The sequence below is a fragment of the Lysobacter sp. A286 genome (assembly GCF_054052105.1).
On record NZ_JBSVRJ010000002.1, the window covers coordinates 83287 to 109120 of the forward strand.

A 25834-nucleotide genomic window follows, 5' to 3' on the forward strand; every position below is an offset into this window, starting at 1 on the left:
ACCGCCGCGAAAGCGGTATTTCAAAAACTGTTCCAAGGAGCAAGAAAATGTCGAACCGTGAAACCGGTACCGTCAAGTGGTTCAACGATGCCAAGGGCTTTGGCTTCATTTCCCGTGAGAATGGCGAGGACGTGTTTGTTCACTTCCGCGCGATCCAGGGTCAGGGCTTCAAGTCCTTGCAGGAAGGCCAGCAGGTCACCTTCACCGTCACCCAGGGCCAGAAGGGACTGCAGGCTGACGCGGTAGAAGCGGTCTAAGCGTCGATCAACTGTAGTCGCCTCGGCGACCACACGAGATATCAGGAAAACCCGGCCTCGGCCGGGTTTTCTTTTGGGAGCGGTCCGACCCGTGCGGAAACCTCGCAGGTCGCACTGATCAGCTTGGCAACACCGGGCATGGGTCGATCCGGTTGATGGACTGGATCCGGTCCACCCAGACGTCACGCCAGCCGGCGCGCTCGGGCTGGTACATCCCGGGCTGGACCAGACGGACCATGGCGTTGGTGCCTTCGGTGCCATCGTGATCGAAGAACGCCTGGGCGCTGGGTTGCACCACCACGATACCCAGGACCTCGCTGCCGTCCTCCATCTGCAATGCCACATGTGCGCCGCCGGTCAGCTGCGCGATGAGTTGTTGAAGGCGGGTGATTTCGGCAGGTGCGGTGTGGACCCGATAGGCGATGCGGGACATGTTGATAGCTCGAGTGGGGTTCCAGTCCAACCCTAGCTTCGACAGCGCAACGTCGTGGTGAACGGGGCCGCACGAAGCGATTGCCTGTGCCTGGCGGACTCGACACGCGCATCACGCCGGACTTTCAATACTCCATGGCCCACCGTCCGTCGCCACGCAGGAGCCCGTCATGGCCCGCCCCATCTGGTCTGGAACGTTGTCGTTCGGCTTGCTCAACATCCCGGTGTCGCTGATGTCGGGCGAGCGCAAGACCGACATCTCGTTCCGCATGCTCGACGCGCGGGACAACACCCCGATCCGCTACGAGCGGGTCAACGCGGACAGCGGCGAGGAGGTCGCCTGGAAGGACATCGTCAAGGCGTTCGAGTACGACAAGGGCAACTACGTCGTGCTGGACCCGGGCGACATCAAGTCGGCGGCACCGGAAAGCCATGACGCCATCGAAGTGGAGGCGTTTGTCGATGTCGCCTCGGTGGGCCCGCAGTACTTCGAGAAACCGTATGTGCTGGTCCCGGCGAAGAAGGCCGAGAAGGGCTACGTGCTGCTGCGCGAAGCGCTGGCCAGCACCGGCAGGATCGGTATTGCGCGGGTCGTGATCCGTACCCGCGAGAGCCTGTGCGCGGTGATGCCGCAGGGCGATGCATTGCTGTTGCTGATGATGCGCTACCCGCAGGAACTGGTCGACATCGACGAGTACCGCATTCCCGAGGGCAAGGCCGGGGATTACCGGATCACGCCCAAGGAGCTGAAGTTCTCCGAGCAGTTGATCGAGACCATGTCGGGCGACTGGGAGCCCGAAAGCTACCAGGACGAATTCCGCCATCGCCTGCACGAGGTCATCGCCAAGCGGATGAAGGACAAGGGCGTGGTCCACCACGGCGACGAGGAACCGGAGGTCGAGGAGCACGCCACCACCAACGTGGTCGACTTCATGGAGTTGCTGCAGCAAAGCATCGCCAAGAACAAACGCACCCCGGCGAAGAAGTCGGTGGCGAAGAAGGCGACCGGCAAGACCGCCAAGAAGGTCGCCAAAAAATCCGCCGTGAAGCAGCCGGCAAAAAAGGCCGCGAAGAAAGCGACGAAGAAGGCGGCGAAGAAAGCGGTGAAGAAGCGCAGCAAGGCCGCCTAGGCCGCCGTCGGCATGAGCCTGCGCGACTATGCCCGCAAGCGCCGCCTCGACGCCACGCCCGAGCCGGCCGATGACGCCCGGCGCCGGCGCGGCAAGCGGCCGATCTTCGTCGTCCAGCTGCACCATGCCAGCGTTCGCCACTACGACTTCCGGCTGGAGATGGACGGCGCGTTGAAGAGTTGGGCGGTGCCGAAGGGGCCCTCGCTGCGGGTCGGCGAGAAGCGCCTGGCGGTCGAGGTCGAGGACCACCCGCTGGAGTACGCCTCGTTCGAGGGCGACATCCCCGAGGGCCATTACGGCGCCGGCCACGTCGACGTGTTCGACCACGGCGTCTGGAGTTGCGATGGCAACCCGCTGGAGGCGCTGGCGGCCGGTAAGATCGACTTCGTCCTGCATGGTGGCAAGCTCGGCGGCGGCTGGAAGCTGGTGCGCACCGCCAAGCCGGCGAGCAAGCCGCAGTGGCTGTTGATCAAGCGCGACGACGAACACGCCGCCGACCTGGAATCCGATGACCTGGTTGAGGGCGCGACCCCACGGGGCTGGAAGGGACGGCGACCTTCGGCTCCGGCGAAGCCCGCGAAGAAAAGTCCCGCGATGAAGTCCCCCCGCCGACGAAAGGTCGACTGGAGCGCGCGCGCCACCGCGCTGGCCGGTGCCAGGCCGCTGCGGGGCGACACCAAGGTCGCCCCGCAATTGGCGACCCTGCGCGAGTCGCCTCCGACCGGCGATGACTGGCTGCACGAGCTGAAATGGGATGGCTATCGCCTGTTGGCCCGGATCGACGCCGGCAAGGCCAGCCTGCGCTCGCGCAACGGCCTGGACTGGACCGCCGACTATCCCGACATCGTCGCCGCGCTGGAGTCGCTCGGCGCGACCGATGCCAGCCTCGATGGCGAGTTGATCGCGCTTGACGCGAAGGGGCACAACAGTTTCAGCGCGCTGCAACACACGATCCAGGGCACCGCAAACGCGACCCTGCGCTACGTGCTGTTCGACCTGCCGACGCTTGCCGGGATCGACCTTGCCGGCACCCGCCTGGAGGATCGCAAGGCATTGCTGGAACAACTGCTGGCCGGCATCGGAACGAACGGAACGCTCGCCTACAGCCGGCACATCGTCGGCCATGGCGCCGAGGTGTTCGCCGCCAGCAAGGCCCAGCAGATGGAAGGCATCATCAGCAAGGCGATCGATGCGCACTACACGCCGGGACGCTCGCGCAGCTGGCTCAAGGTCAAGCACGCGCAGACCGACGAGTTCGTCATCGTCGGCTTCACTGCGCCCAAGCGGTCGCGGGTCGGCTTCGGTTCGTTGCTGATGGCGACCCGCGAGTCGGGACGACTGAAGTACGTCGGCCGGGTTGGCACCGGCTTCGACGACGCGCGATTGCGCGACATGACAGCGCGCCTGCGCAAGCTTGCGCGCAAGGAACCGACCGTGACCTTGCCAGGCCACATCCCGTTTTCGCCGCGCGAGGTGACCTGGGTCACGCCGCGGCTGGTGGCCGAACTGGCATTCCGCGGATGGGGCAAGGAGGGCCTGCTGCGCCAGGCCAGCTTCCTGCGCCTGCGCGAGGACAAAGAGGTGAAGGACATGGAAAAGGGTGTGGAAACCATGGGCACTGGCAGGCTGAGTAGCCCGGATAAGCTGGTCTACCCGGCGGAGAAGATCACCAAGCAACAGGTCGCCGACTACTACCGCGCCGTCGCCGCACGGCTGTTGCCCGAGGTCGCGCGACGTCCGCTTTCACTGTTGCGTTGCCCCGAAGGCCTGAGCGGCCAGTGCTTCTTCCAGAAGCACCACGCCAACGCCCTGGGTGACGCGGTGCACGCGGTGGCGATCAAGGAAAAGGGCGGCGGTCACGAGGACTACGTCTACATCGAGGACGCCGACGGCCTGCTCGACCTGGTACAGATGAACACGCTGGAGCTGCATCCGTGGGGGGCGCGGATCGACGATATGGAACGCCCCGACCGGCTGGTGTTCGACCTCGATCCCGGCGAGGGCGTGGCGTGGGCTGCCGTCCGCGCCGGCGCGCGCGACGTGCGCGACCGGCTGGCGGAGATCGGCATGGCCAGTTTCCTGCGACTGACGGGCGGCAAGGGCCTGCACGTGGTGGTGCCGATCGCGCCGGGACCGGACTGGGCCGAGGCCAAGGGGTTCTGCGAGGCGTTCGCCGATGCGATGGCGACCCGGGCGCCAGGCAAGTACGTCGCCACCGCGTCCAAGGCCAAGCGGCGCGGGGTGATCTTCATCGACTGGCTGCGCAACGGTCGTGGCGCGACCAGCGTCGCCAGTTGGTCGCTGCGCGCACGCCCCGGCGCGGGGGTGGCGATGCCATTGCGCTGGGAGGAACTCGGCCGCACCCGATCGGGCGCCGACTACACCATGGCGCGCGCCCTGCGGCGTGCGGCGAGCCTGCGCACGGACCCCTGGGATGGCTGGGACAAGGCGACCCGGCAGAAGTTGGTCGCGCTGGCCTGACGTCGTTCAGCGCCGTTCAGTCGCGTACATGCGTCGGTCGATAAAATGTGAAGGATGAGTTCACGCTCGACCAACCCGGCATCGCCACGCGCACTGGCCCGCCGCCTGGCATGGCTGTCCACGGTGCTGCTGGTGGCGTTGTTGCCCGGCTGCACCAGCGCGCCACCGGTCGCGCCCGCCGTGATGCCTGCCGGGGCGTCCGCCGTGCCGTCGCCGGCGGTGTCCGTGCCGCCGCAACCCACCCTCGCCGAACGCCTCGCGCGCGCCGCGCCGGAGGCCGATCCGGAGGTGCTGGCGCTCGCGGTGCAGGCGCAGCGGTGTGCGGTCGGCAGTGGCACGGTGGACCCGGTCCAGCGGCTGGCGGTGATCGACTATTCGCGGCCATCGACCGAGCCGCGGCTGTGGGTGTTCGCGCTGGCCGATGCGCGTCTGCTGTACGTAGAGCACGTCGCTCACGGCAAGCACAGCGGGGCCAACCTCGCGACCGAGTTCTCCAACACCGAGGGCAGCCTGCAGTCGAGCCTGGGCTTGTTCAGTACCGCGGAGACCTACATCGGTGGCCACGGCTACTCGCTGCGGATGGATGGCCTGGAACCCGGCGTCAACGACCACGCGCGTGAGCGTTTGATCGTGATCCACGGCGCCGATTACGTCGACCCGGTGCAGGCGCTGCGGCAGGGCCGGCTGGGTCGCAGCTTCGGCTGCCCCGCGCTGCGCAGCGGCGTTGTCCGCGAGGTGATCGACAGCCTCAAGGGCGGCCAGTTGCTGTTCGCCTACTACCCCGACATGGAGTGGCTCAAAGGCTCGCGCTTCCTCGGCTGTGCGGGTGAGGGTGAGCCGGACGGGGCGATCGCTTCAGTTGCGAGCAAGGCTGGCGATCGGCTTTCACGCAACCGCGAACAAGGCTCCAGCAGGATCGAGGGCACTCGATAACGGAAGATTGCCGTGATTTCAGACCCGCATCCGTCCACCTCCATCCATGTCCACCGGCGCCGATGGCTGGTGCTGACCTGTGCGCTGGCCCTGTCTCCGCTGGTCGCAAGCGCGCAGGACACGCAGGACACGCAGGACAACAAGGCGCCGGCAATGGCATCGACAACGTCGGCCACCGAAACCGATCCGCTGGATGCCGCCAGTGTCAACGACGCTACCCTCCAGGCACCCGTGGGATCCGACGTCGACGCCGCCAGCGCGGCAGTGTTGCGTGCGCAGATCCTGCTCGACCGCGCGCACTTCTCGCCGGGCGAGATCGATGGCGGCTTCGGTTCCAACACCCGCCGCGCGATCGAAGGCTTCCAGCGCAGCCGCGAGCTCGATCCGACCGGCACGATCGATACCGAGACCTGGGCCGCGCTCAATGCCGACACCGTCGACGCCGTCGTGCGTTACACCTTGGCCGCGGCCGACGTCGCCGGGCCGTTCGTGGCCATCCCGACCGACATGGAAGCCAAGGCCAAACTCGACCACCTCGGCTACGGCTCCGCGCTTGAGGCGCTGGGCGAACGGTTCCACGCCAGCCCGGCATTGCTGCAGCGGCTTAATCCGGGCGCCGCGGTTGAAGCGGGCGCCACCTGGCTGGTGCCGAATGTCACCACGACCGCGTTGCCGGAAGGCGGCAAGGTCGTGGTCGACCAGTCCGACTCGGTGGTGATGCTGGTCGACGACGCCGGCAAGACGCTTGCGCAGTGGCCGGCCACGATGGGCAGCTCGCACGACCCGCTGCCGATCGGCGAGTGGACGATCAAGGGCGTCGCCAAGGATCCGCCGTTCCACTACAACCCCGATCTGTTCTGGGATGCCGACCCGAGCCACCAGAAGGCCGAGATCGCCGCCGGCCCGAACAACCCGGTCGGCGTGGTCTGGATAGACCTGTCGAAGGAGCACTACGGCATCCACGGCACGCCGGTGCCGTCGACGATCGGCAAGACCCAGTCGCACGGCTGCATCCGGATGACCAACTGGAGCGCCCGCGCGCTGGCCGAGGCGGTGGTCCCGGGGACGCAGGCGGTGTTGCGCGAATGACCACGACGATGCGGTTTGTCACCAAGCGCAGGGGTGGCCGATGAAAGCGCTGCTGGTGTTCCTCGCCGGGCTGCTGATTGGGGCCAACGCCGTGTATTTCGTGATGACCGGGGACGACGCCGATACGGACGCAGCGGTGATGTTCGAGCGCGAACGCAGCCAGCATGCTGAGCCGGCACCCGCGTCCGCGTCATCGACGACGACCATGCAACCGCGCACGGCCGACCCCACGCAGCAACCCGACCCCGCCCGGCAACCGGTCGTACCGCCATCGGCACGGATTGACACGCCGCTGTTGTCGCCGCCGCTCTCCACCGCACCTCCATCGGCATCGGCATCGGTACCGACGGAGGCCACCACCGGCGCGGACCTGATTGTTCCGGTGCGGGGCATCAAACCGACCCAGCTCGACAACACTTTCGATGACGCCCGCGGCCAGGGCCGGGTACACGAGGCGATCGACATCATGGCGCCGCGCGGCACCCCGGTGCTGGCGGCGGCCGACGGCAAGGTCGAAAAACTGTTCACAAGCGTCCCGGGCGGGCTGACGATCTACCAGTTCGAACCCAGTGGCCGCTATGCCTACTACTACGCCCATCTGGACCGCTACGCGGCCGGGCTTGAGGAAGACAAAGTGCTGAAGCAGGGCGAGGTGATCGGCTACGTCGGCAGCACCGGCAACGCCAGCGAGGACGCCCCGCACCTGCACTTCGCGATCTTCGTGCTCGGTCCCGAGAAACGCTGGTGGGAAGGCACCGCGATCAACCCCTATCCCATCCTCGCCGGCAAGCAGTCCCTGTAACCGCCTTGTAGGAGCGGCTTCAGCCGCGATCGGATGATCCTTCAGTGAGGTTGGTGCGGGCCAAGTCCAGCGCGCGCCCCTCGGCCTCATACAGGTCGATTGCGGTNAGGCTTCAGCCGCGATCGGATGATCGGTCGCCCGCGCCAACTCCACGATCGCGGCTGAAGCCGCTCCTACATGAGCAACGGATCACGAACGCTCGAACCGTTCGATCTCGTCGATTCGTGCCTGTGCCCGCAGCAGGCTGCCGCCGGTGACGCTGTCGTCCATCGCCTTGGTCAGTCGCGGTCGGCTGGGGTGGCGCGACCAGCGATGGAACCACCACGTTGCCAGCAAGCCGGCGAAGCCGAACGCGAGGCTGATGTAGACCCACGACTGCAACCACGCCAGTCCTTCGGCATTGCGATCCAGTCCGGCGAGCACCATCAGGAACGGCACCCACAGCACCCACCACGCCAGCCCGACCGCCGCCCCGCTGGCGATGTAGAACCGTCGCAGCTTCGCCAACTGCTTCTGGATGCGGACCACCGGCGCGGCGTAGTCGATCTTTCCGATGAGGCCGAGGGTGACGCCGCCGGCAATCATCGTCGCGATGCCGTAGGCGTGTACCACGATGCCGGCCACCAGCAACGGTGGCTGGTCGGTGTGCAGGTTCCAGCAGGTCGCCCCGAGCAGCACGCACGCCAGGCCAAACAGCATCTGTGCGACCTGACCCCACCAGAGCGGTCGCAGGTGCTTGCGGGCCCGATCCAGGCCACGTTCGCGCAGCAGTTGAAGACCAAGAGCGTTGTGCTGCTGCAGGCGCTGGTCGAGGGTCTGCCAGGCCAGCTTGAAGTCGTCGAGTTCCATGGAGGATTCCTCGTAGTGGGCATAGCGACCGTGGCCGTCACGCCGGGTTGTCGGATTCACGCAAGATCGTTGCGGATGCGCTGCTTGAGGCGACCGATCTTGGTCGCGACATTGCTCTCGCTGATGCCGAGGATCTCGGCGATCTCACGCTGGCTGCGTTCGTCCAGGTACAACAGCATCAGCGCGCGATTGAGTGGATCGAGCCGGTCGATCACTGCGTACAACGCGCGGATGCCGGCATCGGCATCGGCTTCGTGCGTGTCGCGCGCCGTGGGGTCGGGCAGGGCGGCGATCGCGTCGTCATCGAGCGGGGCGTGGTAACGCTGGCGCAGGCGGGTGCTGCGCACCTGCGAGATCGCGACGTTCAGCGCAATCCGGTACAGCCAGGTCGAGAACCGGCTGCGCGACGGGTCGAACGCGGAGAACGCGCGCCAAGCCTGGATGCTGATGTCCTGCACCAGATCGCGGCGGTCTTCCGGATCGCGGCGATAACCGTGAGCGACCTTCAGCACGATCCCGCGGTGCTGGTCGAGCAGCGCGGCGAATCGTTCCTGTGTGGATGCGATTTCGGTGGCGATGACGGTCGGGTCCGTTGCGGTGTCCATGCAAGGTGATTCGCGTCGACGCGAGAAATATCACACCGTGGATGCCCACGAGCCGGATCGCCGACCATAACTTCGTGCGGGGTTCTTCCAGCCGACTGAATGGTCTCCTACAAGGGGACGGTCACATCGCGACGCTAGTCGAGCAACGGCGCGAGCTTCGTCCACACGTGGTCGCGCAACTTGGGCTGTGCGGCGGCCACCGGGTGCAAGTTGTCGGCCTGGTAGGCGTCGCGATCAAGTGCAATCGGCTCCAGCAGGAACGGCAGCAGGGCGACATCGAAGCGCTCGGCCAGGGTGCGGTAGTTCTGTTCAAATGCCTTGGTGTAGGTGGCGCCCAGGTTCGGTGGCATCTGCATGCCGATCAGCAACACTTTCGCGCCGGCGCCGTGGGCGGCACCGATCATGCGGGCAAGGTTGGCGGCGGTGAGGTCGGTCGGCAGCCCGCGCAGGCCGTCATTGGCACCCAGCGCGATAATGACGACCTCGGGACGATGGCGTACCAGCGCACCGACGATACGTGCCGCGCCACCGGCGCTGGTTTCGCCACTGATGCTGGCGTTGACGACCCGCCAGCCGGGCTTGCGCTCGGCGATCCGTTCGGCGGTCAGGGCGACCCAGCCCTGGGCGGTGGACAGGCCATGAGCGGCCGACAGGGAATCGCCCATCACGAGCACCGTACGGGGGTCTCCAGGTCCATTGGCGGCGGCCGGAGCGGCCAGGCTGGCATGGGCGGGGGCGACATTTGCGATGAAAAGCACGGCCAGCAGCACCGAGGTCAAACCGATGGCACATTGAATCAAACCCCACCATGCCGCATATCTGTGCCTCGGGTGGCACGTCACGTTGCTCGCCAAACCATTCATCCATCCGTCTCCTGTCGCTGCCGCCATGCGCGCGGCAAGGGCGCCGCCACAGGATCCATCATGGCCGATCACCGCGTTTCCCAGCTTGCCAGCGTATCAATGCCTGCCACTTCCGTACCCGCCGCGCTCGACGTTATCGGGCTCGGCAAGCGGGTGCAATTGCCCTCCGGGCCGCTGACCATCCTGGATGGCATCGGCTTTACCATCGGCCAAGGCGACACGGTCGCCATTGTCGGCGCGTCGGGCTCCGGCAAGAGCACCCTGCTTTCGTTGATGGCGGGCCTCGACATCCCCAGCAGCGGCAGTGTCACCCTCGACGGCGAGTCGCTGTCGACACTGGATGAGGATGGACGGGCCAGGGTGCGGGGCGAGAAGGTCGGTTTCGTGTTCCAGAACTTCCAGCTGCTGCCCTCCCTGACGGCATTGGAGAACGTGATGCTGCCGCTGGAGTTGCGCGGCGATGCCGAGGTCGAAGTGCCGGCGCAGACCATCTTGCGCAAGGTCGGCCTGGGTGAGCGGCTGGGCCACTACCCCCGACAACTGTCGGGCGGCGAGCAGCAGCGCGTTGCACTGGCGCGCGCGTTCGTGACCGAGCCCTCGTTGCTGTTTGCCGACGAACCGACCGGCAACCTCGACAGCCACACCGGGCAGTCGATCATCGACCTGCTGTTTGCGCTCAACGCCGAGGCCGGCACCACACTCGTGCTGGTCACCCACGACGACCACCTGGCTGCACGTTGCAGCCGCCGGCTGCGGCTGGACGGCGGCGAGTTGGTCGCCGACGAGCGCGTCGTCGCGTGAGCCGGGTTCGCAACGGCGCCTCAGCCAATGCCCGCCCCGGCCTGGGACCGGTCAAGCTGCTGGCGATGGCCTGGCGACAGATGCGCCGTGACCTCAGGTCGGGGAATGTGCGCATCCTGCTGGCCGCGCTGGTGCTGGCGGTACTGGCGGTGACCGCGGTCGGTTTCATCACCGATCGCGCGGACCGGGCCATGGCGATCGAAGCCAACCGCATGCTCGGTGGTGACGCCGTGGTGCGTGGGGATGCGCCGATCGGTGCGGCAATCGAACAGGCGGCGGCCGGACTGCAGCGCACCCACACGGTCGAGCTCAACACCATGATCGGTGTCGGCGACGGCAATGATGCGCGGCTGCGGCTTGGTGACTTGCGTGCGCTCGGCGACGGTTTTCCGTTGCGCGGGACGTTCCGCATCGTCGCTGCCGATGGCATCGAGCGGGATGCGGCGGCGGTGCCCGCGCGTGGCACGGTCTGGCTGAGTCGCGCCGGCGCCAACATCCTCGACGCAGGTATTGGCGACCGGGTCAGCCTCGGCGAACTACAACTGACCCTGTCCGCACTGGTAGTCGCCGAGCCTGACGCGGCACTGGATTATTTCAACGTTGCGCCCAAGGTGTTTCTCAACCTTGGTGACCTGGCAGAGACCGGCCTGGTGCAGGAAGGCAGCCGGATCGGCTACCGCCTGGTGGTGGCCGGCGAGGCGGGTGAGGTCGAGCGCTTCGTGCGCGAAGCCAAGCCGGCGCTGGCTCGTGGCCAGCGACTCGAAACCGCCAGTGATGCACGACCGGAGATCCGCTCCGCGCTGGATCGCGCCGGCCGTTTCTTCGGCCTGGCGGCGCTGGTATCGGTGGTGTTGGCTGCCGTTGCGGTGGCGATGGCCGCACGCCAGCACAGTGAACGGCACTTGTCGGGCACCGCGGTGATGCGCTGCCTCGGTGCCAGCCAGACCGTCCTGGCTGGCGTCCACATCGGCGAACTGGTGCTGCTCGGCCTGCTCGCCAGCACCATCGGCGTTGCCGTGGCATTCGCACTCCAATGGGGGGTCGGCTTGTGGCTGGCGCCGGTGCTCGGCATGACCATTCCGCCCGCCAGCTGGCTGCCGGCGTTGCAGGGTTACGGGGTCGGTCTGGTAGTGCTGCTCGCGTTCGGCGCGCCGCCGGTGCTCGCATTGCGCCGGGTGCCGGCGCTGCGGGTGTTGCGTCGCGACCTCGACCCGACCGAGCCCAGCGCCTGGCTGGTGGCATTGGCCGGGTTGATCGGACTGGGCGCGCTGCTGTGGTGGAAAGCCGGTTCGGCCGTCCTCGGCACCGCGATGCTGGTCGGCATCATGGTCACCTTCGCGGTGCTGGCGATCTTGGCATGGGGGCTGATCGTGCTGCTGCGGCGGCTGCGTTCGCGCTTGCGCGGGAGCCTGCGCTATGGCCTGGCCAACGTCAGTCGTCGCCCCACCACCAGCATCGCCCAGATCGCCTCGCTCGGGCTCGGGTTGATGGCGCTGTTGCTGCTGACCTTCGTGCGCACCGACTTGCTCGACCGCTGGCAACTGCAACTGGCCGCCGAGGCGCCCAACCGCTTCATCATCAACGTGCAGGACAACCAGGTCGATCCGGTGCGTGCATTCATCACCGACCAGGGCCTTGCCGCACCGACGCTGTACCCGATGGTTCGCGGGCGCCTGCTTACGCACAACGGCGAACCGGTCTCCGGGGAGGATTACCTTGCCGACAAGTCGAGCGACGATGCAGGCCTCGACACCAGCGAAGCCGCTGACGGTGACCGCGGGCGCTCACGCCGCCGCGCTGATCGCGAGTTCAACCTGTCTACCGCCGCCACGTTGCGCGATGACAACCGCGTCGTCGCCGGCAGCTTCTGGGGCGCCACGCCTACTGCCGCGCCGGAGTTGTCGGTGGAGCAGGGTTATGCCGAATCGCTGGGTTGGCAGATTGGCGACCAGGTGGTCTTTGATATTGCCGGCCAGCGCCTGGGCGCCACCATCACCAGCTTTCGCGAGGTCGACTGGGAAAGTTTCCGGCCCAATTTCTTCGTGATCGCCTCGCCCGGCGCGCTGGACGGATTTCCCGCCAGTCACATCACCGCGGTCAGCGTATCGCCGGCGCACCCGCGCTTTACCGCGGAACTGGTTGCCCGGTTCCCCAACCTGAGCGTGATCGATATCGATGCGGTGCTGGCCCAGGTCCGGGACATCGCCGATCAGGTCTCGACCGTGGTCGAAGTGGTGTTCTGGTTCTCGGTGCTGGCGGGCCTGCTGGTATTGATGGCCGCGGTCAGTGCCAGCCAGGACGAGCGTTTGCTCGAAGGCGGGGTGATGCGGGTGCTGGGCGGCAGCCGGCGTCAGTTGCGGTTGGCGCAGGCGTCCGAGTTCGCCGCGATCGGCTTGTTGGCAGGTGTGGTGGCTGCGGTTGCCGCCTCGGTGCTGGCCGGCGTGATCGCCGTGCAGGTGTTTGACCTGCCGTGGCAGGCCAACTGGGGCATGGCGGCCGTGGGCGCCCTGTTGGGCATGCTGGCGGCGCTGGCGGCCGGCATGTTTGCCACCCGCAAGGTGCTCGACGCACCGCCTTCGGTGACCTTGCGCGAGCTGCAAGGGTGATGCTGGCCTGTCCCGGCCTCGCTGGCCGAGGCTACTGCGGCGATATCTGCTCGGTAGCGGAAAAGCGCCTTGCGTAGTCGCGCTCGTCGATGATGCGCTTCACTTCATCGGCGGCCATCTCGGGCGCGGCATACACCGCATAAGCCACGGCGCCATCGCGCTTTCCGATCTGATGCAGGCGGTAGCGTGGCCGGCCGGCACCGGTATTTTCCGGGTAATGGACCGGCGGTTCGCCGTCGATGTCCAACTCGCTGTTGTCGATGGTGCCGCCAACGAAAAGTGCGCGCATGCGTGCTGCTCCGGTTTGGATCCAGGCTCCAGAGTGGCTGAACGGGTGTTGCGTGGCAATGAACTATCCGTTGCCGTGGCGAAAAATGGGGGTGTGGCGCACACCGTTGCCTGGCTGGGAGGATCGTGAATGGTTGGGCCGCGCTAGACTGCGCGCCTTCCCCAAGTAGTGAATAAGCGACGTGGCTGCCGACGATCCCGCACTGGAAACCCTGTTGTTGCCGTTCGCGCAAGGCCTGTTGTCGTGGCCGGACAGCGGGGGCGTCTTATTCCTGCGCGCCCGTGATGGCCAGCCCTTGCATCAGCGGCCGTTGCCCGGCCTGGTCTGCGAACAGAGCTTCAAGCCCGACGCCGACGCACTGCAGCACGCGGGCCTGACACTGGTCGAGCCCGACGATGACACGCGTTACCCATTGGTGCTGGTACTGCCACCGCGCCAGCGAGACGAGGCACGTGCGCTGTACGCGCGCGCGGTCCAGCATGTCGCCCCCGGTGGGCGGGTGGTCGCCTGCGCCAGCAACAACGAGGGTGCGCGCTCCGCCCAGGACGACCTTGGCAAGCTGGCCGGCGCGTTGGGCAACCTGACCAAGAACAAGTGCCGGGTGTTCTGGACCGCGCCGTTGCACGTGGACGACAGCCCGGCGTCGCTCGACACCACGCTGTTGGCGCAATGGCAGGGCCTGGATGCACCACGCCGGATCGCCGGCGACCGCTTCACCAGTCGGCCGGGTGTGTTCGCGTGGGATCGCATCGACCCGGCCTCGGCCTTGCTCGCCGAGCAGTTGCCGGCCAACCTGGCGGGTGTTGCCGCCGATCTGGGCGCGGGGTTCGGCTACCTGTCGGCAGAGTTGCTTGCACGTTGCCCGGGGATCACCGCAATCGACCTGTATGAGGCCGAGGGGCGCGCGCTGGACTTGGCCCGCACCAACCTCACTGAAGTAGAAACGACAGCGGGCCTTGGCTTCCATTGGCACGACGTCACCGCCGGCCTGCCGACGCAGTACGACGTGATTGTCAGCAATCCACCGTTCCACACCCAGGGCCGGGCCGACCGGCCGGACATCGGTCGTCGCTTCATCGCCGTCGCGGCCGAGGCGCTGAAGCCCGGGGGCCGGCTGTGGCTGGTTGCCAACCGCCACCTGCCATACGAATCAGTGCTGAACGACAGCTTCGGCAGCGTGCGCACGGTGGCCCAGAACGACGGTTTCAAGATCATCGAGGCGATCAAGGCGCTGCCCGTCAAGCCCGAACCGAAGCCGAGGCCATTCAATCGCGGCGAGTTGCGCAGGCAGTCCCGGTGAAGCTGGTCAAGCTGATCGCGAACCTGGGTTACGGCAGCCGCAAGCAGGTTTCGCTGATGTTCCGCGAGGGACGCATCACCGATGCGGCCGGCGAGGTGCTGTACGCCGACGACAAGGTCGAGCGGGACACGATCCGGGTCGATGATGAGCCGCTCGATCCGCCTGCCGGTCTGGCGCTGATGCTGCACAAGCCGGTCGGCTACACCTGCTCGACCAAGGATCGTGGCCGGGTCATCTACGACCTGCTGCCGCCGCGCTTCCGCCTGCGGGCGCCATCGTTGTCGTCGGTAGGCCGGCTGGACCGTGACACCAGTGGCTTGCTGCTGATGACCGATGACGGCCAGTTGCTGCATCGGATCGTCTCGCCCAAGGCCCGGCTCGGCAAGGTTTACGATGCGATCTTGGCCGAGGACCTGCGTGGCGACGAGGCCACGGTGTTTGCCAGCGGCGAGTTGCTGCTGGAGTCGGAAACCACCGCGCTCGCGCCCGCGCTTCTGGAAGTGACCGGCCCGCGCGCCGCGCACCTTACGTTGACCGAAGGCCGTTACCACCAGGTACGGCGAATGTTCGCTGCGGTCGGCAACCACGTTGAGGCTTTGCACCGCAGCCGGGTCGGCGGCCTGGAGTTGGACGGGCTGCCTGCGGGGGAGTGGCGGGTGCTTGGAGCGGACGATCTGGAGCGGTTGTTTGGCGCTGCTGGTTGATATCGATGCGGTACGGATAGGCGTCAGAACAGCGCCGGGAAAGATCTGAAACAACCCGGCTCTTGCTCGTCATTCCCGCGAAGGCGGGAACGTAGAGCAGAGCGGCTTCGGTTGTCTTCGCGGTGCGGGAGGCGGGGCGCGGGGGCGATTGCTACACCCCTCGGTCAGGGCGTCCTGCCCTGACTCGGGGCCGCAGGCCATCCATGGCCTGCTTTCCGCAATACCCCCACACCCCGCCTCCCGCTGATCGGTCGATGGCTTGGGGTGAAGAAGCAAGTGCTGCGGTCGAGCGAAGCGAGCAACCGGGAACGTTGCAATCAACCCACTTAAAGCCCCTGGATCCCCGCCTTCGCGGGGATGACGATAAACCCCCGCGTCAATCACTGGCCGATGCGGTGTCCTGGATGGGTGTTGCGTAGAGCGGACATGGATGTCCGCGGCGGCGAGTCGGCCATGGATGGCCGACCGAGCCGAGGAGCAATACCCATCCAGGGCGCCGCTCCCCCCGAACCGAGCTTTTGACCCACACCACACGACGAAATCCTACGGCTCCAGCAGGCGCCGGTAGCCGTCGGTTCCCAGCTTTTCCAGCGTCGCAATATTGCGTTCGACAATCGCGTCCGGATCCGGGAATGCGTCCACCGCGCGCTCCACGCTGGCTTCGCGCAACAGGTGCAACATCGGGTAAGGGGAACGGTTGGTGCAGTTCGCGGGATCGTCGATGTCGCTGCCGGCGAACTGGTAATCGGGATGGAAGCTGGCGACCTGGATCTCGCCTTCCAGGCCGAGTGCGTCGATGGCGACGTCGACCTGGTCGAGGAAGTCGTTGTAGTCGTAGAAGTCGGTCAGCACCTGCGGGTGGATCAGCAGGGTCGTATCGACCACATCAGGATCGGTATCGTTGAGCCAGGTCAGCTCCGTCGCCAATTCCTCCAGCAACGCATCGGGCGTGTCCGCCTCACTGAGCACGTAACGGATCTGGTCCTTGACCTGCACCGCCTTGGCGAACGGACACAGGTTCAGACCGATCACCGCGCGTTGCAGCCAGTTGCGGGTCGCGGTGATCGGGTCTTCGTGAGTCATCGCAGGGATGTCGGCGGGCATGGTTGGCGGCGCGCAGCTCAATTGTGGGCGAGGTCAGCAAGGGCGACCCCGCCGGTCACGTCAGTCGCGGAAGTTGTCGAACTGCAGCGGGCGCTCGAACTCGGTCGCCTTCAGCAGCGCCATCGCTGCCTGCAGGTCGTCGCGCTTCTTGCCGTTGACGCGCAGCTTCTCGCCGTTGATCTGGCTGTCGACCTTGAGCTTGGCGTCCTTCAGCGTGGTCTGGATCTTCTTCGCCAACTCGCGCTCGATGCCCTGCTTGACGGTGACCTTCTGCCGCGCGGCGGCCAGGTTGGTCTCCACGTCGCCAAATTCGAGGCAGCGAGCGTCGATCCCGCGGGCGATCAGGCGTGCGCGCAGGATATCGGTCATCTGCTGGAGCTGGAATTCACTGGGCGCGGTGAGACTGACCACTTCGTCGTCAAGGCTGAAACTGGCATCCACGCCCTTGAAGTCGAAGCGCGTGGTGAGCTCGCGGCTGGCCTGGTCGACCGCGTTGGTGAGTTCGTGGCTGTCGACTTCGGAGATGATGTCGAAGGAGGGCATGGCGGGCTCCGGGAATGGATGATGAGGAAGGGTAGCGCAGGGTTGGAAAACTTGCCGGGCGGCGGGTCTGGACCGGTTATGCTGGCCGCCCGTCGCCCGCTGAACGTTCCCCATGACTGCCTTGCCGCCCCGCCTGCCGGCGCCGTTGATGATGCTGGTGGCCGTCGCCGCGTTCGCGCTGATGGATGCGGGGTTGAAGCAGCTGGCCGGGATCTATCCCGCGATGCAGGTGGCCTCGTTGCGTGGTGCCTCCTCGCTGCCGTTCATCCTGGTCTGGGTTCTGGCGACTACCGGCCTGGCGCCACTGCTGCGGGTGCGCTGGTCGCTGCATCTGCTGCGCGGCGCAATCGGGATCACGATGATGGCGTCGTTCGCGTTCGCCTTGCGCAGCCTGCCGCTGACCACCGCGTACTCGATCTTCTTCGTCGCGCCGCTGCTGATCACGGCCTTGTCGGTGCCGATACTGGGCGAGCACGTCGGCCCACGCCGTTGGACCGCGATCGCGATCGGTCTGGTGGGCATGCTGGTGCTGCTACGCCCCAGCGGCGAGGGCATGCTCAGCTGGGCGGCGTTGGCGGTGCTGTTCGCGGCCACCGGCTATGCGGTGAGCGCGATCACCGTGCGGGTGCTCGCGCGGACCGATTCAAGCGCTTCGATGATCGTCTGGCTGTTGGTGATGCTGGCGCTGGGCGCCGGCGCGTTGGCATGGCCGGACTGGGTGCCGCTGCGGCTGGAGGATGGCTGGGTGATCCTGGGGGTCGGAATGGCCGGCGCGATTGGCCAGTACGCCATCACCGAAGCATTCCGGACCGGCTCGGCGTCGTTGCTGGCGCCGCTGGAATACACCGCGCTGGTCTGGGGCGTGCTGCTCGACGTGAGCATCTGGGGCGTGCTGCCTGACGCGGTGACCTGGCTGGGCGCGGGCATCATCGTCGCCAGCGGTCTGTACATGCTGCGCCGCGAGCGCGTGCACGCCGAAGCCGAGCATCCGTAGGGCGCATTAACAATGCGCCAGTTAGCTCAAGGCTCGTCCGGCTTCGGTTGCGCCGCCCCGGGTGCCGCCTTGGCACCCGTCAGAGGCAAGGGATCGGTGGGGTTGCTGGCCGAGACCTCGGCCGATAGCTCGGGGTGGCTGGAGCCGGGCGGGGCGGAGTTCGCGTTCCCGGGCCCTCGCGGCACGGCATCGTCCGGACCAAGCGTGGGGACCGGACGGCTGGGTGTCGCCGCCGATGTTCCCGGGTGCGGTGCCGGCGCCGGTTTGCAACCAATCGCCATGGATATCGCCAGCAGCGAGAAGGTCAACGCTGCCATCGATCCAATGCCGGCTTGGCAACAAACCAGGGACGAACGGGGTTGAGGGGACGCGATAGGGGGTGGGTTCTGCACGGCTTTCTCCGTGCCGCGACAATTCAGTCCGGCCTTGTCATGTCAACGTAAAAGCGCATTGCAAACCGCCACATCGAACGATGGCTCAGTTGCCGGCGAGGCTTCCCTGCAACGCGGCGGCAATGGCGGCATCGCCATTGACGAGATCCGTCCAGAGCAGCTCCTGGCCCTTGCGATGGCCCTTCTCGACCAACTTCAGACCCAATGGGTCGATGGTCAGGGTGTAGGCGCGATCATCCACGATGATCTCCCGGCGGACGGGCTTTTCGAGTTTGGTGGTCATGGGGGCTCCTGGCGGAGTGTGGATGGGACCGCCTGTGGCTTACCGTAGCGATCCGACGGTAAGGCGCCGTGAATGCGGTGCGACCTTGGCTGGCAGACGGCGCATCAGTGCTGCAGCACGCCAATCCGGTCACGGCCTGGTAGGGTCGCGACCGGAGACGCAGAGTGTCGGCTGACCGACTAATTAGAAGCGCACGCCCAGACCAAGTCCTGCCACGACCGGGTTCAGTTCGGCATTGCCGACCTTCTGGCCATCGAGCATCACGTCCGAATCGCCGTGCAGGTAGCGCACGTCGGCACGGGCAAACCAGCGCGGGCTCAACTTGACGTCGACACCGGCGGTCGCCATGGCGCCCTTGGCGGTTTCCACGCCGATGCGCTGGCCCGCCAGGGCACCGGTCGGCTCGGCGGTTTCACCGTCGTAATTGGCCTCGTAGTAGCCCAGGCCGACGAACGGGCGCACCACCTGCTTGCTGGTACCGAAGTGATACTGGCCGCTGACCGCGTAGGGCTGCGATTCCACGCTGCCGATCTTGCCGCCGTTGGCGTTGCGTACGCGGTGGTCGAACTTGTCCGCCGCGCCCCAGGCTTCAACCGCGATGTTGTCGGTGACGTAGTAGCTGGCGCTGAGGGTGGCTGCCGTGCCGCCGTCGAGCTTGCTGCGCTCGCCGGCGATGGTCGGGTTGCTGGTCGGCTCGCTCAGCGCGAAACCGCCCACGATCGCCCAAGGCTTCGCGTCGGTATTGGTGGTCTGGGTGGCGTAACTGTCCTGGACAGTTTGCTGGTCCACGTCCTGCGCGAAAGCGACGGCTGGAGCGACGGCCATGGTGCCCAACAGGGCGATGCTCAAATGGCGAAAACGAATCATGTGGTTCTCCAAGTTCTTGTGACTTGTGGGGGAGCCCGGCCGTTTGTCTGGCCAGACCGCGCCACCCTAGCCAGCCGGGAATGAACATCACTTGGCTTGCAGTGCCAGGGCCGGGGAACTTTCATGAAACCTTGCGGCAACCCATTGGTCCAGCGACGTTTTTTGGTCCTGAACCGCCGCTGCACCGTGTGCTGGCGTCTGCGCGGCAGCCGCTCGGCCCGGGCGTCGGAGTGGCTTGGGGAGCGCGGTGAGGTGTCGCGTGCGGCGGGCCAAACATTGGCGCGTACGGCCCGCAACAGCCACAATAAGGCTTTCGCGCATGGCGGAGCCGAACATGGCTGAGTTGAAGGAAGCACGGGTCCCCGATATCGGTGGTTACGACGGCGTTCCGGTGATCGAGGTGCTGGTTGCCGTCGGCGATACGGTGGAAGTCGACCAGGGTCTGGTCACGCTGGAGTCGGACAAGGCGACGATGGAAGTGCCGTCTCCCTTTGCCGGGGTCATCCGTGAGCTGAAGGTCAAGCTGGACGATGAAGTCACCGAAGGGGCCGTGGTGGCGCTGATCGAGCCAGCTGCCGAACCAGCTGCCGACAGCGCCAAAGAGTCCGATCAAACCGCCGCCAGCAGCGAGCCGCCCCGTGCCGAGCCTGCCGCACCGGAGCAGCGCACCAAGGCGGCGGAGACGGCGACCAGCGTCCCGCCCACCGAAGTGGGCACGCCCAACAAGTTGGCGCAGCGCGAGATCGCCGACGCGCGCGACACTGAAGCGGCGGGCCAGGGCTCGACGCAGCGCTCCCCACCGGTGGTGTTTGACGCCGATGAATTGCTGCCCGACAAAGTCGCGTACGCGAGCCCGGCGGTGCGCCTGTTTGCACGCGAGCTGGGCGTCGACCTGATGCAGGTGACCGGTAGCCAGCGTGGCGGGCGGATCGGCAAGCAGGACGTGCAGCAGTTCGTCAAGGGCGCGATGCAGGGAGGCCGTGCCGCTGGCGTGGCGTCGGGTGGTGGTGGCCTGGACCTGCTGCCGTGGCCGAAGGTGGACTTCAGCAAGTTCGGGGCGACCGAAACCCGTGCGCTGACCCGCATCCAGAAGTTGTCCGGCGCGAACCTGTCACGCAACTGGGCGGTGATCCCGCACGTCACCCAGTTCGACGATGCCGACATCACCGAGCTGGAAGCGCTGCGCGTCAGCCTCAACAAGGAAAACGAGAAAGCCATCGCCAAGGGCAACGCGACCAAGCTGACCATGCTCGCGTTCCTGATGAAGGCCAGCGTCAGTGCATTGAAGAAGTTCCCCGACTTCAACGCATCGCTTGACGCCAGCGGCGAGAACCTGGTGTTGAAGCAGTACTTCAACATTGGCTTTGCCGCCGACACCCCCAACGGACTGGTGGTACCGGTGGTGCGCGACTGCGACACCAAGGGTGTGATGCAGATCGCCGCCGAGACCGGCGAGCTCGCCGCCAAGGCGCGCGATGGCAAGCTCGGTCCGGCCCAGATGAGCGGCGGCTGCTTCACCATCAGCTCGTTGGGCGGCATCGGCGGCACTGCATTCACCCCGATCGTCAACGCCCCGGAAGTGGCGATTCTCGGTGTCTCGCGCTCGGACATGAAACCGGTCTGGAACGGCAAGGAGTTCGTCCCCCGCCTGACCCTGCCGCTGTCGCTGAGCTACGACCACCGCGTGATCGACGGCGCCGCTGCCGCACGTTTCACCAGCTATATGGCGAAGATCCTCGCCGACATGCGCCGGATGCTGCTGTGACCGGGCCTGGGCGATCCTTGCGCGAGGCTGGCTGAGCCAGTCCGTGCAAGCCAGCACGCCCGCGGAGCGGATCGAGCACGCCGGTGGCCGCGTGGTCGACTCGGTTGATGCGGCCACGCGGGAGGGCTGGCTGGGCCTGCAACCCATTTTGGAGTATCAGCTGATCAGCCTGTCTGGCTTCCAGTTGACCGTTGGCGGCTTGGTTGCGGCGGTGCTGGCGGTGCTGGGTGCGCTGCTGGTGTCGATGCTGTTGCGACGCACGCTGGTCCGTTACGGCAAGCAGCGCCAGAACGTCAATCACGCTGCGCTGTACACGGTCGCGCGGGTCGCCCACTACCTGCTGTTGCTGATCGGGGTAATGCTGGCGCTGCAACTGGCCGGCGTGCCAGTTGGCGAGTTCGCGGTGTTTGCCGGCGCGCTCGGTATCGGCCTGGGGTTCGGGCTGCGCGAGATCTTCGCGAACTTCATCGGCGGGTTGGTGCTGCTGTTCGATCAGTCACTGAAGGTCGGCGATTTCATCGAGCTCGATGCCGACGTGCGCGGCACCGTGCGCGACATCAACATGCGCGCGACCCGCATCATCACCAACGACAACATCGACATCATGGTGCCGAACGCCGAGTTCATGACCGGGCGCGTGGTCAACTGGACCCACCGCGACGTCCTGCGTCGCATGCGCGTGCCGTTCAAGGTCGCCTACGGGGTCGACAAGGAACTGGTCAAGAAGGCCGCTCTGGAAGCCGCCGAGAAGGTGCCGTTCACCCTGGCGATGGAGGGCCGCCACCGGCCACAGGTCTGGCTGGCCGATTTCGGCGATGGCGCGGTCGAATACCTGCTGGCAGTGTGGTTGACCGAGGAGGCGACCAAGCGCAACGCCGCGATCAAGGCCGCGTACCTGTGGGAGCTGGATACGTCGTTCAAGAAACATGGCATCGAGATCCCGTTGCCACAGCGCGACCTCAACCTGCGTAGCGTGTTCGGACTCACTGGTGAGGACGCGATTGCGCTGCTGCGGGGACAGCCGATATCGAGCCCGGACACCCGGGCCCCAGCGGCAAGCGAGCTCAGCGCGGCCGAACGCGAGACGCTGGGAAACAACGACGCGCAGGACTATGCCGCACCCTCCCCCGAATCCCATCAACATCCCGCTGCGCCCGACCCATCGCGCGGCCAATAAGGAGACACAGCCATGGCACAGATTGAAGTGAAGGTTCCCGACATCGGTGATTACGATGGCGTGCCGGTAATCGAGGTGCTGGTCGCCGTCGGCGACACGGTGGTCGTCGATCAGGGCCTGGTCACGCTGGAGTCTGAGAAGGCCACCATGGAGGTGCCATCCAGCGTGGCCGGGGTGGTCAAGGAGCTGCGGGTCAAGGTCGACGACACCGTGGCCGACGGCGCTGTGATCGCGGTGATTGAAACCCAAGCCGAAGGTGGGAGTGAGGCCGCGAGCAACGGCAAGGGCGACGATGCCAAGGCAGACGCACCACCGAAGGATGCGAAAGCGGTGGCCGCCGACACCGCCGACAAATCACCTCTCCCGCCAGCGGGAGAGGTCGACTCGCGCAGCGTGGCGGGTGAGGGCGCTCCAAAGGCGTCACCGACTGCGCCGACGGCCGCGCCTGCGTCTGGCCGTAAAGCCGATGTCGAATGCGCGATGCTGGTGCTTGGCGCGGGACCGGGGGGTTACACCGCGGCGTTCCGGGCCGCTGACCTGGGCCTGGATACCGTGCTGGTCGAGCGTTACGCGCAATTGGGCGGCGTCTGCCTCAACGTGGGTTGCATCCCGTCCAAGGCCTTGCTCCACGCCGCTGCAGTGGTCGACGAGGCCGCGCATGCGGGTGATTTCGGGATTGACTTTGGCAAGCCGAAGATCGCCCTGGACAAGTTGCGCGACTACAAGCAGAACGTCGTCGGCCAGCTGACCAAGGGTTTGGCCGGCATGGCCAAGCAGCGAAAGGTGCGCGTGATCACGGGCGTCGGCACGTTCATTTCCGCCAACGAGCTGGAGATCCAGGGCGAGGATGGGAAGCCGCAGCTGGTGAGTTTCAAACAATGCATCATTGCCGCCGGCAGCCAGGCGGTGAAGTTGCCGGGCTTCCCGTGGGACGACCCGCGCGTGATGGATTCAACCGACGCGCTGGAGCTGGCCGATATCCCGAAGCAGCTGCTGGTGGTGGGTGGCGGCATTATCGGCCTGGAAATGGCGACGGTGTATCGCGCGCTGGGCAGCGAAGTCACCGTGGTCGAGTTCATGGACCAGTTGATGCCTGGCACCGACAAGGACCTGGTCAAGCCACTGGCCGACCGGCTGAAGAAGCAGGGCGTAACGGTCCATCTGAAGACCAAGGCGGCCAAGGTCGAGGCGCAGAAGAAGGGCCTGAAGGTCAGCTTCGAGCCGGCGGCCGAAGGTGGCAGCGTGCCCGATCCCAGTCTCTACGACCGGGTGCTGGTCGCCGTCGGTCGCGCGCCCAATGGCGGCAAGCTCGATGCGCAGAAGGCCGGGGTCGAGGTGACCGATCGAGGGTTCATTCCCGTCGACCGCCAGATGCGCAGCAGCGCGCCGCACATTTTTGCCATCGGTGACCTGATCGGCAACCCGATGCTCGCCCACAAGGCCACCCACGAGGCCAAGCTGGCCGCGGAAGTGGCCGCGGGCGAAAAGAAGGAATGGGTGGCGCGGGTGATCCCATCGGTGGCGTATACCGACCCGGAGATCGCCTGGGTCGGCCTGACCGAAACCGAGGCCAAGGCCAAGAGCCTGAAGATCGGTGTCGGCAAGTTCCCGTGGGCGGCGTCCGGGCGCGCGATCGGGATCGGCCGTACCGAGGGATTCACCAAGTTGCTGTTCGATGAGGCAACCCAGCGTGTGGTCGGCGGTGGCATCGTCGGGGTGCATGCGGGTGAGTTGATCGCCGAGATCGCGCTGGCGATCGAGATGGGCTGTGAAGTCGGCGACATCGGCCACACCATCCATCCGCATCCGACCCTGTCGGAGTCGGTCGCAATGGCGAGCGAGGTATTCGACGGCACCATCACCGATCTGTACATACCGAAGAAGGGCGCGCCGAAGAAGGGCTGAGCGGACCGGCGTTTGCCGGCCCAACCGGGTTAAAAAGAGAAGCCCCGGCGGATCAGGCCGGGGCTTCGAGCCCGTCGCTACTTTTTTGCCTTGACGAGGAGAGAGAGACGACGGGGGCGTGCCCCACTATTGACCGGCGTCCTGCGGAAAGGTTCCGCGGCAGTGAAATCTGATCTCGCCCCAGTCGCGGCATGACGCCCTGCCTGCGTTGCTGGATGGGCGTCCGGACCTTCTCGTGGAAGTGGCAGGCGACGGTGTTGCTCGTATTTGAACCGGTGTTTAATTGCTCTCGGCAAGCCCCGTTCAGGGACGTTTACGTAACGGTGGCTACCGGCAGTTGCCGCAACCATCCGCGCCCTCTATAATTCGGCGGCTTCATCGGGCGATCTTCTACCCACTCCCGGACGACAGGCAAGCGTGCACGATCCAATGTTCGCAGGTCGCCGACTGGCATCGCGCGTCATTGCCTTCCAGGCTGGCGTGACGGTGTTGGTTGCGCTGATTTTCCTGGTACAGGGTGCGCCATCGGCGCTCGGCGCCCTTGTCGGTGGTGGTGCAGTTGTCGCTGGCAGCGTGGTGGCGGCACTGGTTGCGCTGGGCGGCGGGGTTCAACCGGCTGGCGCGGTCATGGGCCGTTTGCTGGCAGGCGTGTTGTTGAAGTGGGTGGTGGTGTTTGCAGTATTCACGCTCGGCTTGGCCGGGTTGAAGTTACCGCCGCTGCCGATGTTGGCCGGCGTAGTAGCGGCGACGCTGGCCTTCGTGCCGGCCCAAATCCTGAAACGGAAAGGTGTCCTTCGTGAGTGAACAGACCGGCTCTGGCGGCCTGAACGAATACATCCAGCACCATCTCGAGCAGAACACGATCGAGTTGGTAGGCGGCAGCTTCAACATCGACACGTGGGCCGTGTCGTTGGCGCTGGGGCTGATATTCATTGCGTGGTTCGGCTATTTCGCACGCAAGGCGACGTCCGGCGTGCCCACCAAGGGGCAGGCTTTCGTCGAGCTGATCCTTGAGTTCGTCGACAACCAGGTCAAAGACAACTTCCATGGTGATCGCAGCTCGCTGACGCCATTGGCGCTGACCATCTTCATGTGGGTCGTGTTGATGAACGCGATGGACCTGCTGCCGCTGGATACCCCTGGCATGGCGATCCAGGTGGTTGCCGGTGCCGAAGTGGCCAGCCACACCTTCTTCCGCTGGGTGCCGACCGCCGACCTGAACACCACCGTGGGTATTTCGCTGGTCGTGTTCTTCCTGATTTTCTACCACTCGATCAAGGCCAAGGGCGGCTTCGGTTTCGGCAAGGAACTGCTGACCTCGCCGTTCCACGCCGAGGGCAAGGTCACCCGGGCGATCCTGGTGCCGGTCAACCTGGGCATGAACGTCATCGAGTACGCGGTCAAGCCGGTATCACTGGCCATGCGACTGTTCGGCAACATGTACGGTGGCGAGCTGGTGTTCATGCTGATCGCCGGCATGCTCGGCGGCAGCTTGCTGATGTTCGTGCCCGGCGTACTGTTCAACTTCGCCTGGGCGGTGTTCCACGTCCTGATCGTGCTGCTGCAGGCCTTCATCTTCATGATTCTCTCGGTCGTCTATATCGCCAGCGCCTACGAGAGTCATTGATCCGGTAAACCCCGTTTTTCAGTTCCCGATTTCCCG

General features: G+C 66.1%; 26 protein-coding genes. 17 read left to right on the forward strand and 9 right to left on the reverse strand.

All coding sequences use genetic code 11. The annotated features are described in order from the left end of the window. Window positions 1-47: 47 nt before the first annotated feature. Entirely contained in the window at window positions 48-257 is a 210-nt protein-coding gene (locus ACW7G0_RS10600) for a cold-shock protein (protein WP_456963202.1), read from the forward strand. A gap of 118 nt (window positions 258-375) precedes the next feature. Here ACW7G0_RS10600 and ACW7G0_RS10605 read toward each other — a convergent pair whose 3' ends face one another. Continuing rightward, complete coding sequence (locus ACW7G0_RS10605) at window positions 376-690, reverse strand: DUF3247 family protein (protein WP_456989591.1); 315 nt, start codon at window positions 688-690, stop codon at window positions 376-378. A gap of 169 nt (window positions 691-859) precedes the next feature. Here ACW7G0_RS10605 and ku point away from each other — a divergent pair, with 169 nt between their 5' ends. The 5 genes from ku to ACW7G0_RS10630 all read left to right on the forward strand — a co-directional run bounded on the left by ku (window position 860) and on the right by ACW7G0_RS10630 (window position 7124). Continuing rightward, window positions 860-1819 carry a non-homologous end joining protein Ku gene (ku, locus tag ACW7G0_RS10610; protein WP_456989592.1) on the forward strand — a complete coding sequence of 320 codons (960 nt, stop codon included), beginning with the start codon at window positions 860-862 and terminating at the stop codon, window positions 1817-1819. A gap of 12 nt (window positions 1820-1831) precedes the next feature. Further along, the gene (gene ligD / locus ACW7G0_RS10615; RefSeq protein WP_456989593.1) at window positions 1832-4300 is read left to right on the forward strand and encodes a DNA ligase D; all 2469 of its coding nucleotides are present in this window, start codon (window positions 1832-1834) and stop codon (window positions 4298-4300) included. A 183-nt stretch (window positions 4301-4483) separates the two neighbouring features. Next, window positions 4484-5233 (forward strand): murein L,D-transpeptidase catalytic domain family protein, encoded by a 750-nt coding sequence (locus tag ACW7G0_RS10620; protein WP_456989758.1) that lies wholly within the window; start codon window positions 4484-4486, stop codon window positions 5231-5233. Between the two features lie 153 nt (window positions 5234-5386). After that, window positions 5387-6322, forward strand: a complete 936-nt coding sequence (locus ACW7G0_RS10625) for a L,D-transpeptidase family protein (RefSeq protein WP_456989759.1) — start codon at window positions 5387-5389, stop codon at window positions 6320-6322. 40 nt (window positions 6323-6362) lie between these two features. Next, window positions 6363-7124 (forward strand): M23 family metallopeptidase, encoded by a 762-nt coding sequence (locus tag ACW7G0_RS10630; protein WP_456989594.1) that lies wholly within the window; start codon window positions 6363-6365, stop codon window positions 7122-7124. A 189-nt stretch (window positions 7125-7313) separates the two neighbouring features. Here ACW7G0_RS10630 and ACW7G0_RS10635 read toward each other — a convergent pair whose 3' ends face one another. The 3 genes from ACW7G0_RS10635 to ACW7G0_RS10645 form a co-directional block, all read right to left on the reverse strand. Continuing rightward, entirely contained in the window at window positions 7314-8033 is a 720-nt protein-coding gene (locus tag ACW7G0_RS10635; protein WP_456989595.1) for a serine/threonine protein kinase, read from the reverse strand. Continuing rightward, on the reverse strand, window positions 8030-8578 hold the full coding sequence (locus tag ACW7G0_RS10640) for an RNA polymerase sigma factor (RefSeq protein ID WP_456989596.1): 549 nt from the start codon (window positions 8576-8578) through the stop codon (window positions 8030-8032). The genes ACW7G0_RS10635 and ACW7G0_RS10640 overlap by 4 nt, the downstream gene beginning before the upstream one ends. A gap of 134 nt (window positions 8579-8712) precedes the next feature. Beyond that, the gene (locus tag ACW7G0_RS10645; protein WP_456989597.1) at window positions 8713-9336 is read right to left on the reverse strand and encodes an arylesterase; all 624 of its coding nucleotides are present in this window, start codon (window positions 9334-9336) and stop codon (window positions 8713-8715) included. A gap of 165 nt (window positions 9337-9501) precedes the next feature. Here ACW7G0_RS10645 and ACW7G0_RS10650 point away from each other — a divergent pair, with 165 nt between their 5' ends. Both ACW7G0_RS10650 and ACW7G0_RS10655 read left to right on the forward strand, forming a co-directional pair. After that, the gene (locus ACW7G0_RS10650) at window positions 9502-10242 is read left to right on the forward strand and encodes an ABC transporter ATP-binding protein (protein WP_456989598.1); all 741 of its coding nucleotides are present in this window, start codon (window positions 9502-9504) and stop codon (window positions 10240-10242) included. Beyond that, a complete protein-coding gene (locus ACW7G0_RS10655) occupies window positions 10239-12848 on the forward strand; it encodes an ABC transporter permease (protein WP_456989599.1) in 2610 nt (869 codons plus the stop codon). The genes ACW7G0_RS10650 and ACW7G0_RS10655 overlap by 4 nt, the downstream gene beginning before the upstream one ends. 31 nt (window positions 12849-12879) lie before the next feature. Here the strand turns inward: ACW7G0_RS10655 and ACW7G0_RS10660 are convergent, their stop codons facing one another. Continuing rightward, window positions 12880-13137, reverse strand: a complete 258-nt coding sequence (locus ACW7G0_RS10660) for a hypothetical protein (RefSeq protein ID WP_456989600.1) — start codon at window positions 13135-13137, stop codon at window positions 12880-12882. A 181-nt stretch (window positions 13138-13318) separates the two neighbouring features. Between ACW7G0_RS10660 and ACW7G0_RS10665 the strand changes: the two genes are divergently transcribed. Then, window positions 13319-14437: a class I SAM-dependent methyltransferase gene (locus ACW7G0_RS10665; protein ID WP_456989601.1), complete on the forward strand. Its 1119-nt coding sequence runs from the start codon at window positions 13319-13321 to the stop codon at window positions 14435-14437. Continuing rightward, entirely contained in the window at window positions 14434-15141 is a 708-nt protein-coding gene (locus tag ACW7G0_RS10670) for a pseudouridine synthase (RefSeq protein WP_456989602.1), read from the forward strand. The genes ACW7G0_RS10665 and ACW7G0_RS10670 overlap by 4 nt, the downstream gene beginning before the upstream one ends. 543 nt (window positions 15142-15684) lie before the next feature. On the opposite strand, the gene ACW7G0_RS10675 is transcribed toward ACW7G0_RS10670, so the two are convergent. After that, window positions 15685-16245: a DUF1415 domain-containing protein gene (locus ACW7G0_RS10675; RefSeq protein WP_456989603.1), complete on the reverse strand. Its 561-nt coding sequence runs from the start codon at window positions 16243-16245 to the stop codon at window positions 15685-15687. Window positions 16246-16305: 60 nt separating this feature from the next. Beyond that, window positions 16306-16788 (reverse strand): YajQ family cyclic di-GMP-binding protein, encoded by a 483-nt coding sequence (locus ACW7G0_RS10680; RefSeq protein ID WP_456989604.1) that lies wholly within the window; start codon window positions 16786-16788, stop codon window positions 16306-16308. 112 nt (window positions 16789-16900) lie between these two features. On the opposite strand from ACW7G0_RS10680, the gene ACW7G0_RS10685 reads away from it, so the two are divergent. After that, window positions 16901-17782 (forward strand): DMT family transporter, encoded by an 882-nt coding sequence (locus ACW7G0_RS10685; RefSeq protein WP_456989605.1) that lies wholly within the window; start codon window positions 16901-16903, stop codon window positions 17780-17782. A 69-nt stretch (window positions 17783-17851) separates the two neighbouring features. Beyond that, complete coding sequence (locus tag ACW7G0_RS10690; protein WP_456989606.1) at window positions 17852-18145, forward strand: hypothetical protein; 294 nt, start codon at window positions 17852-17854, stop codon at window positions 18143-18145. A 114-nt stretch (window positions 18146-18259) separates the two neighbouring features. Here the strand turns inward: ACW7G0_RS10690 and ACW7G0_RS10695 are convergent, their stop codons facing one another. Together ACW7G0_RS10695 and ACW7G0_RS10700 are read right to left on the reverse strand one after the other, a co-directional pair. Continuing rightward, window positions 18260-18457 carry a hypothetical protein gene (locus ACW7G0_RS10695; RefSeq protein ID WP_456963218.1) on the reverse strand — a complete coding sequence of 66 codons (198 nt, stop codon included), beginning with the start codon at window positions 18455-18457 and terminating at the stop codon, window positions 18260-18262. A gap of 183 nt (window positions 18458-18640) precedes the next feature. Further along, on the reverse strand, window positions 18641-19324 hold the full coding sequence (locus ACW7G0_RS10700) for an OmpW/AlkL family protein (RefSeq protein WP_456989607.1): 684 nt from the start codon (window positions 19322-19324) through the stop codon (window positions 18641-18643). Window positions 19325-19643: 319 nt separating this feature from the next. Here ACW7G0_RS10700 and ACW7G0_RS10705 point away from each other — a divergent pair, with 319 nt between their 5' ends. The 5 genes from ACW7G0_RS10705 to atpB all read left to right on the forward strand — a co-directional run bounded on the left by ACW7G0_RS10705 (window position 19644) and on the right by atpB (window position 25798). Next, the gene (locus ACW7G0_RS10705) at window positions 19644-21089 is read left to right on the forward strand and encodes a dihydrolipoyllysine-residue acetyltransferase (protein WP_456989608.1); all 1446 of its coding nucleotides are present in this window, start codon (window positions 19644-19646) and stop codon (window positions 21087-21089) included. A 43-nt stretch (window positions 21090-21132) separates the two neighbouring features. Further along, complete coding sequence (locus ACW7G0_RS10710) at window positions 21133-22266, forward strand: mechanosensitive ion channel family protein (RefSeq protein WP_456989609.1); 1134 nt, start codon at window positions 21133-21135, stop codon at window positions 22264-22266. A gap of 12 nt (window positions 22267-22278) precedes the next feature. After that, the gene (gene lpdA / locus ACW7G0_RS10715) at window positions 22279-24171 is read left to right on the forward strand and encodes a dihydrolipoyl dehydrogenase (RefSeq protein ID WP_456989610.1); all 1893 of its coding nucleotides are present in this window, start codon (window positions 22279-22281) and stop codon (window positions 24169-24171) included. 429 nt (window positions 24172-24600) lie between these two features. Then, a complete protein-coding gene (locus ACW7G0_RS10720; RefSeq protein ID WP_456989611.1) occupies window positions 24601-24975 on the forward strand; it encodes a hypothetical protein in 375 nt (124 codons plus the stop codon). Beyond that, window positions 24968-25798, forward strand: coding sequence for a F0F1 ATP synthase subunit A (gene atpB / locus ACW7G0_RS10725; protein WP_456989612.1), 831 nt, complete (start codon window positions 24968-24970; stop codon window positions 25796-25798). The genes ACW7G0_RS10720 and atpB overlap by 8 nt, the downstream gene beginning before the upstream one ends. Window positions 25799-25834 lie beyond the last annotated feature (36 nt).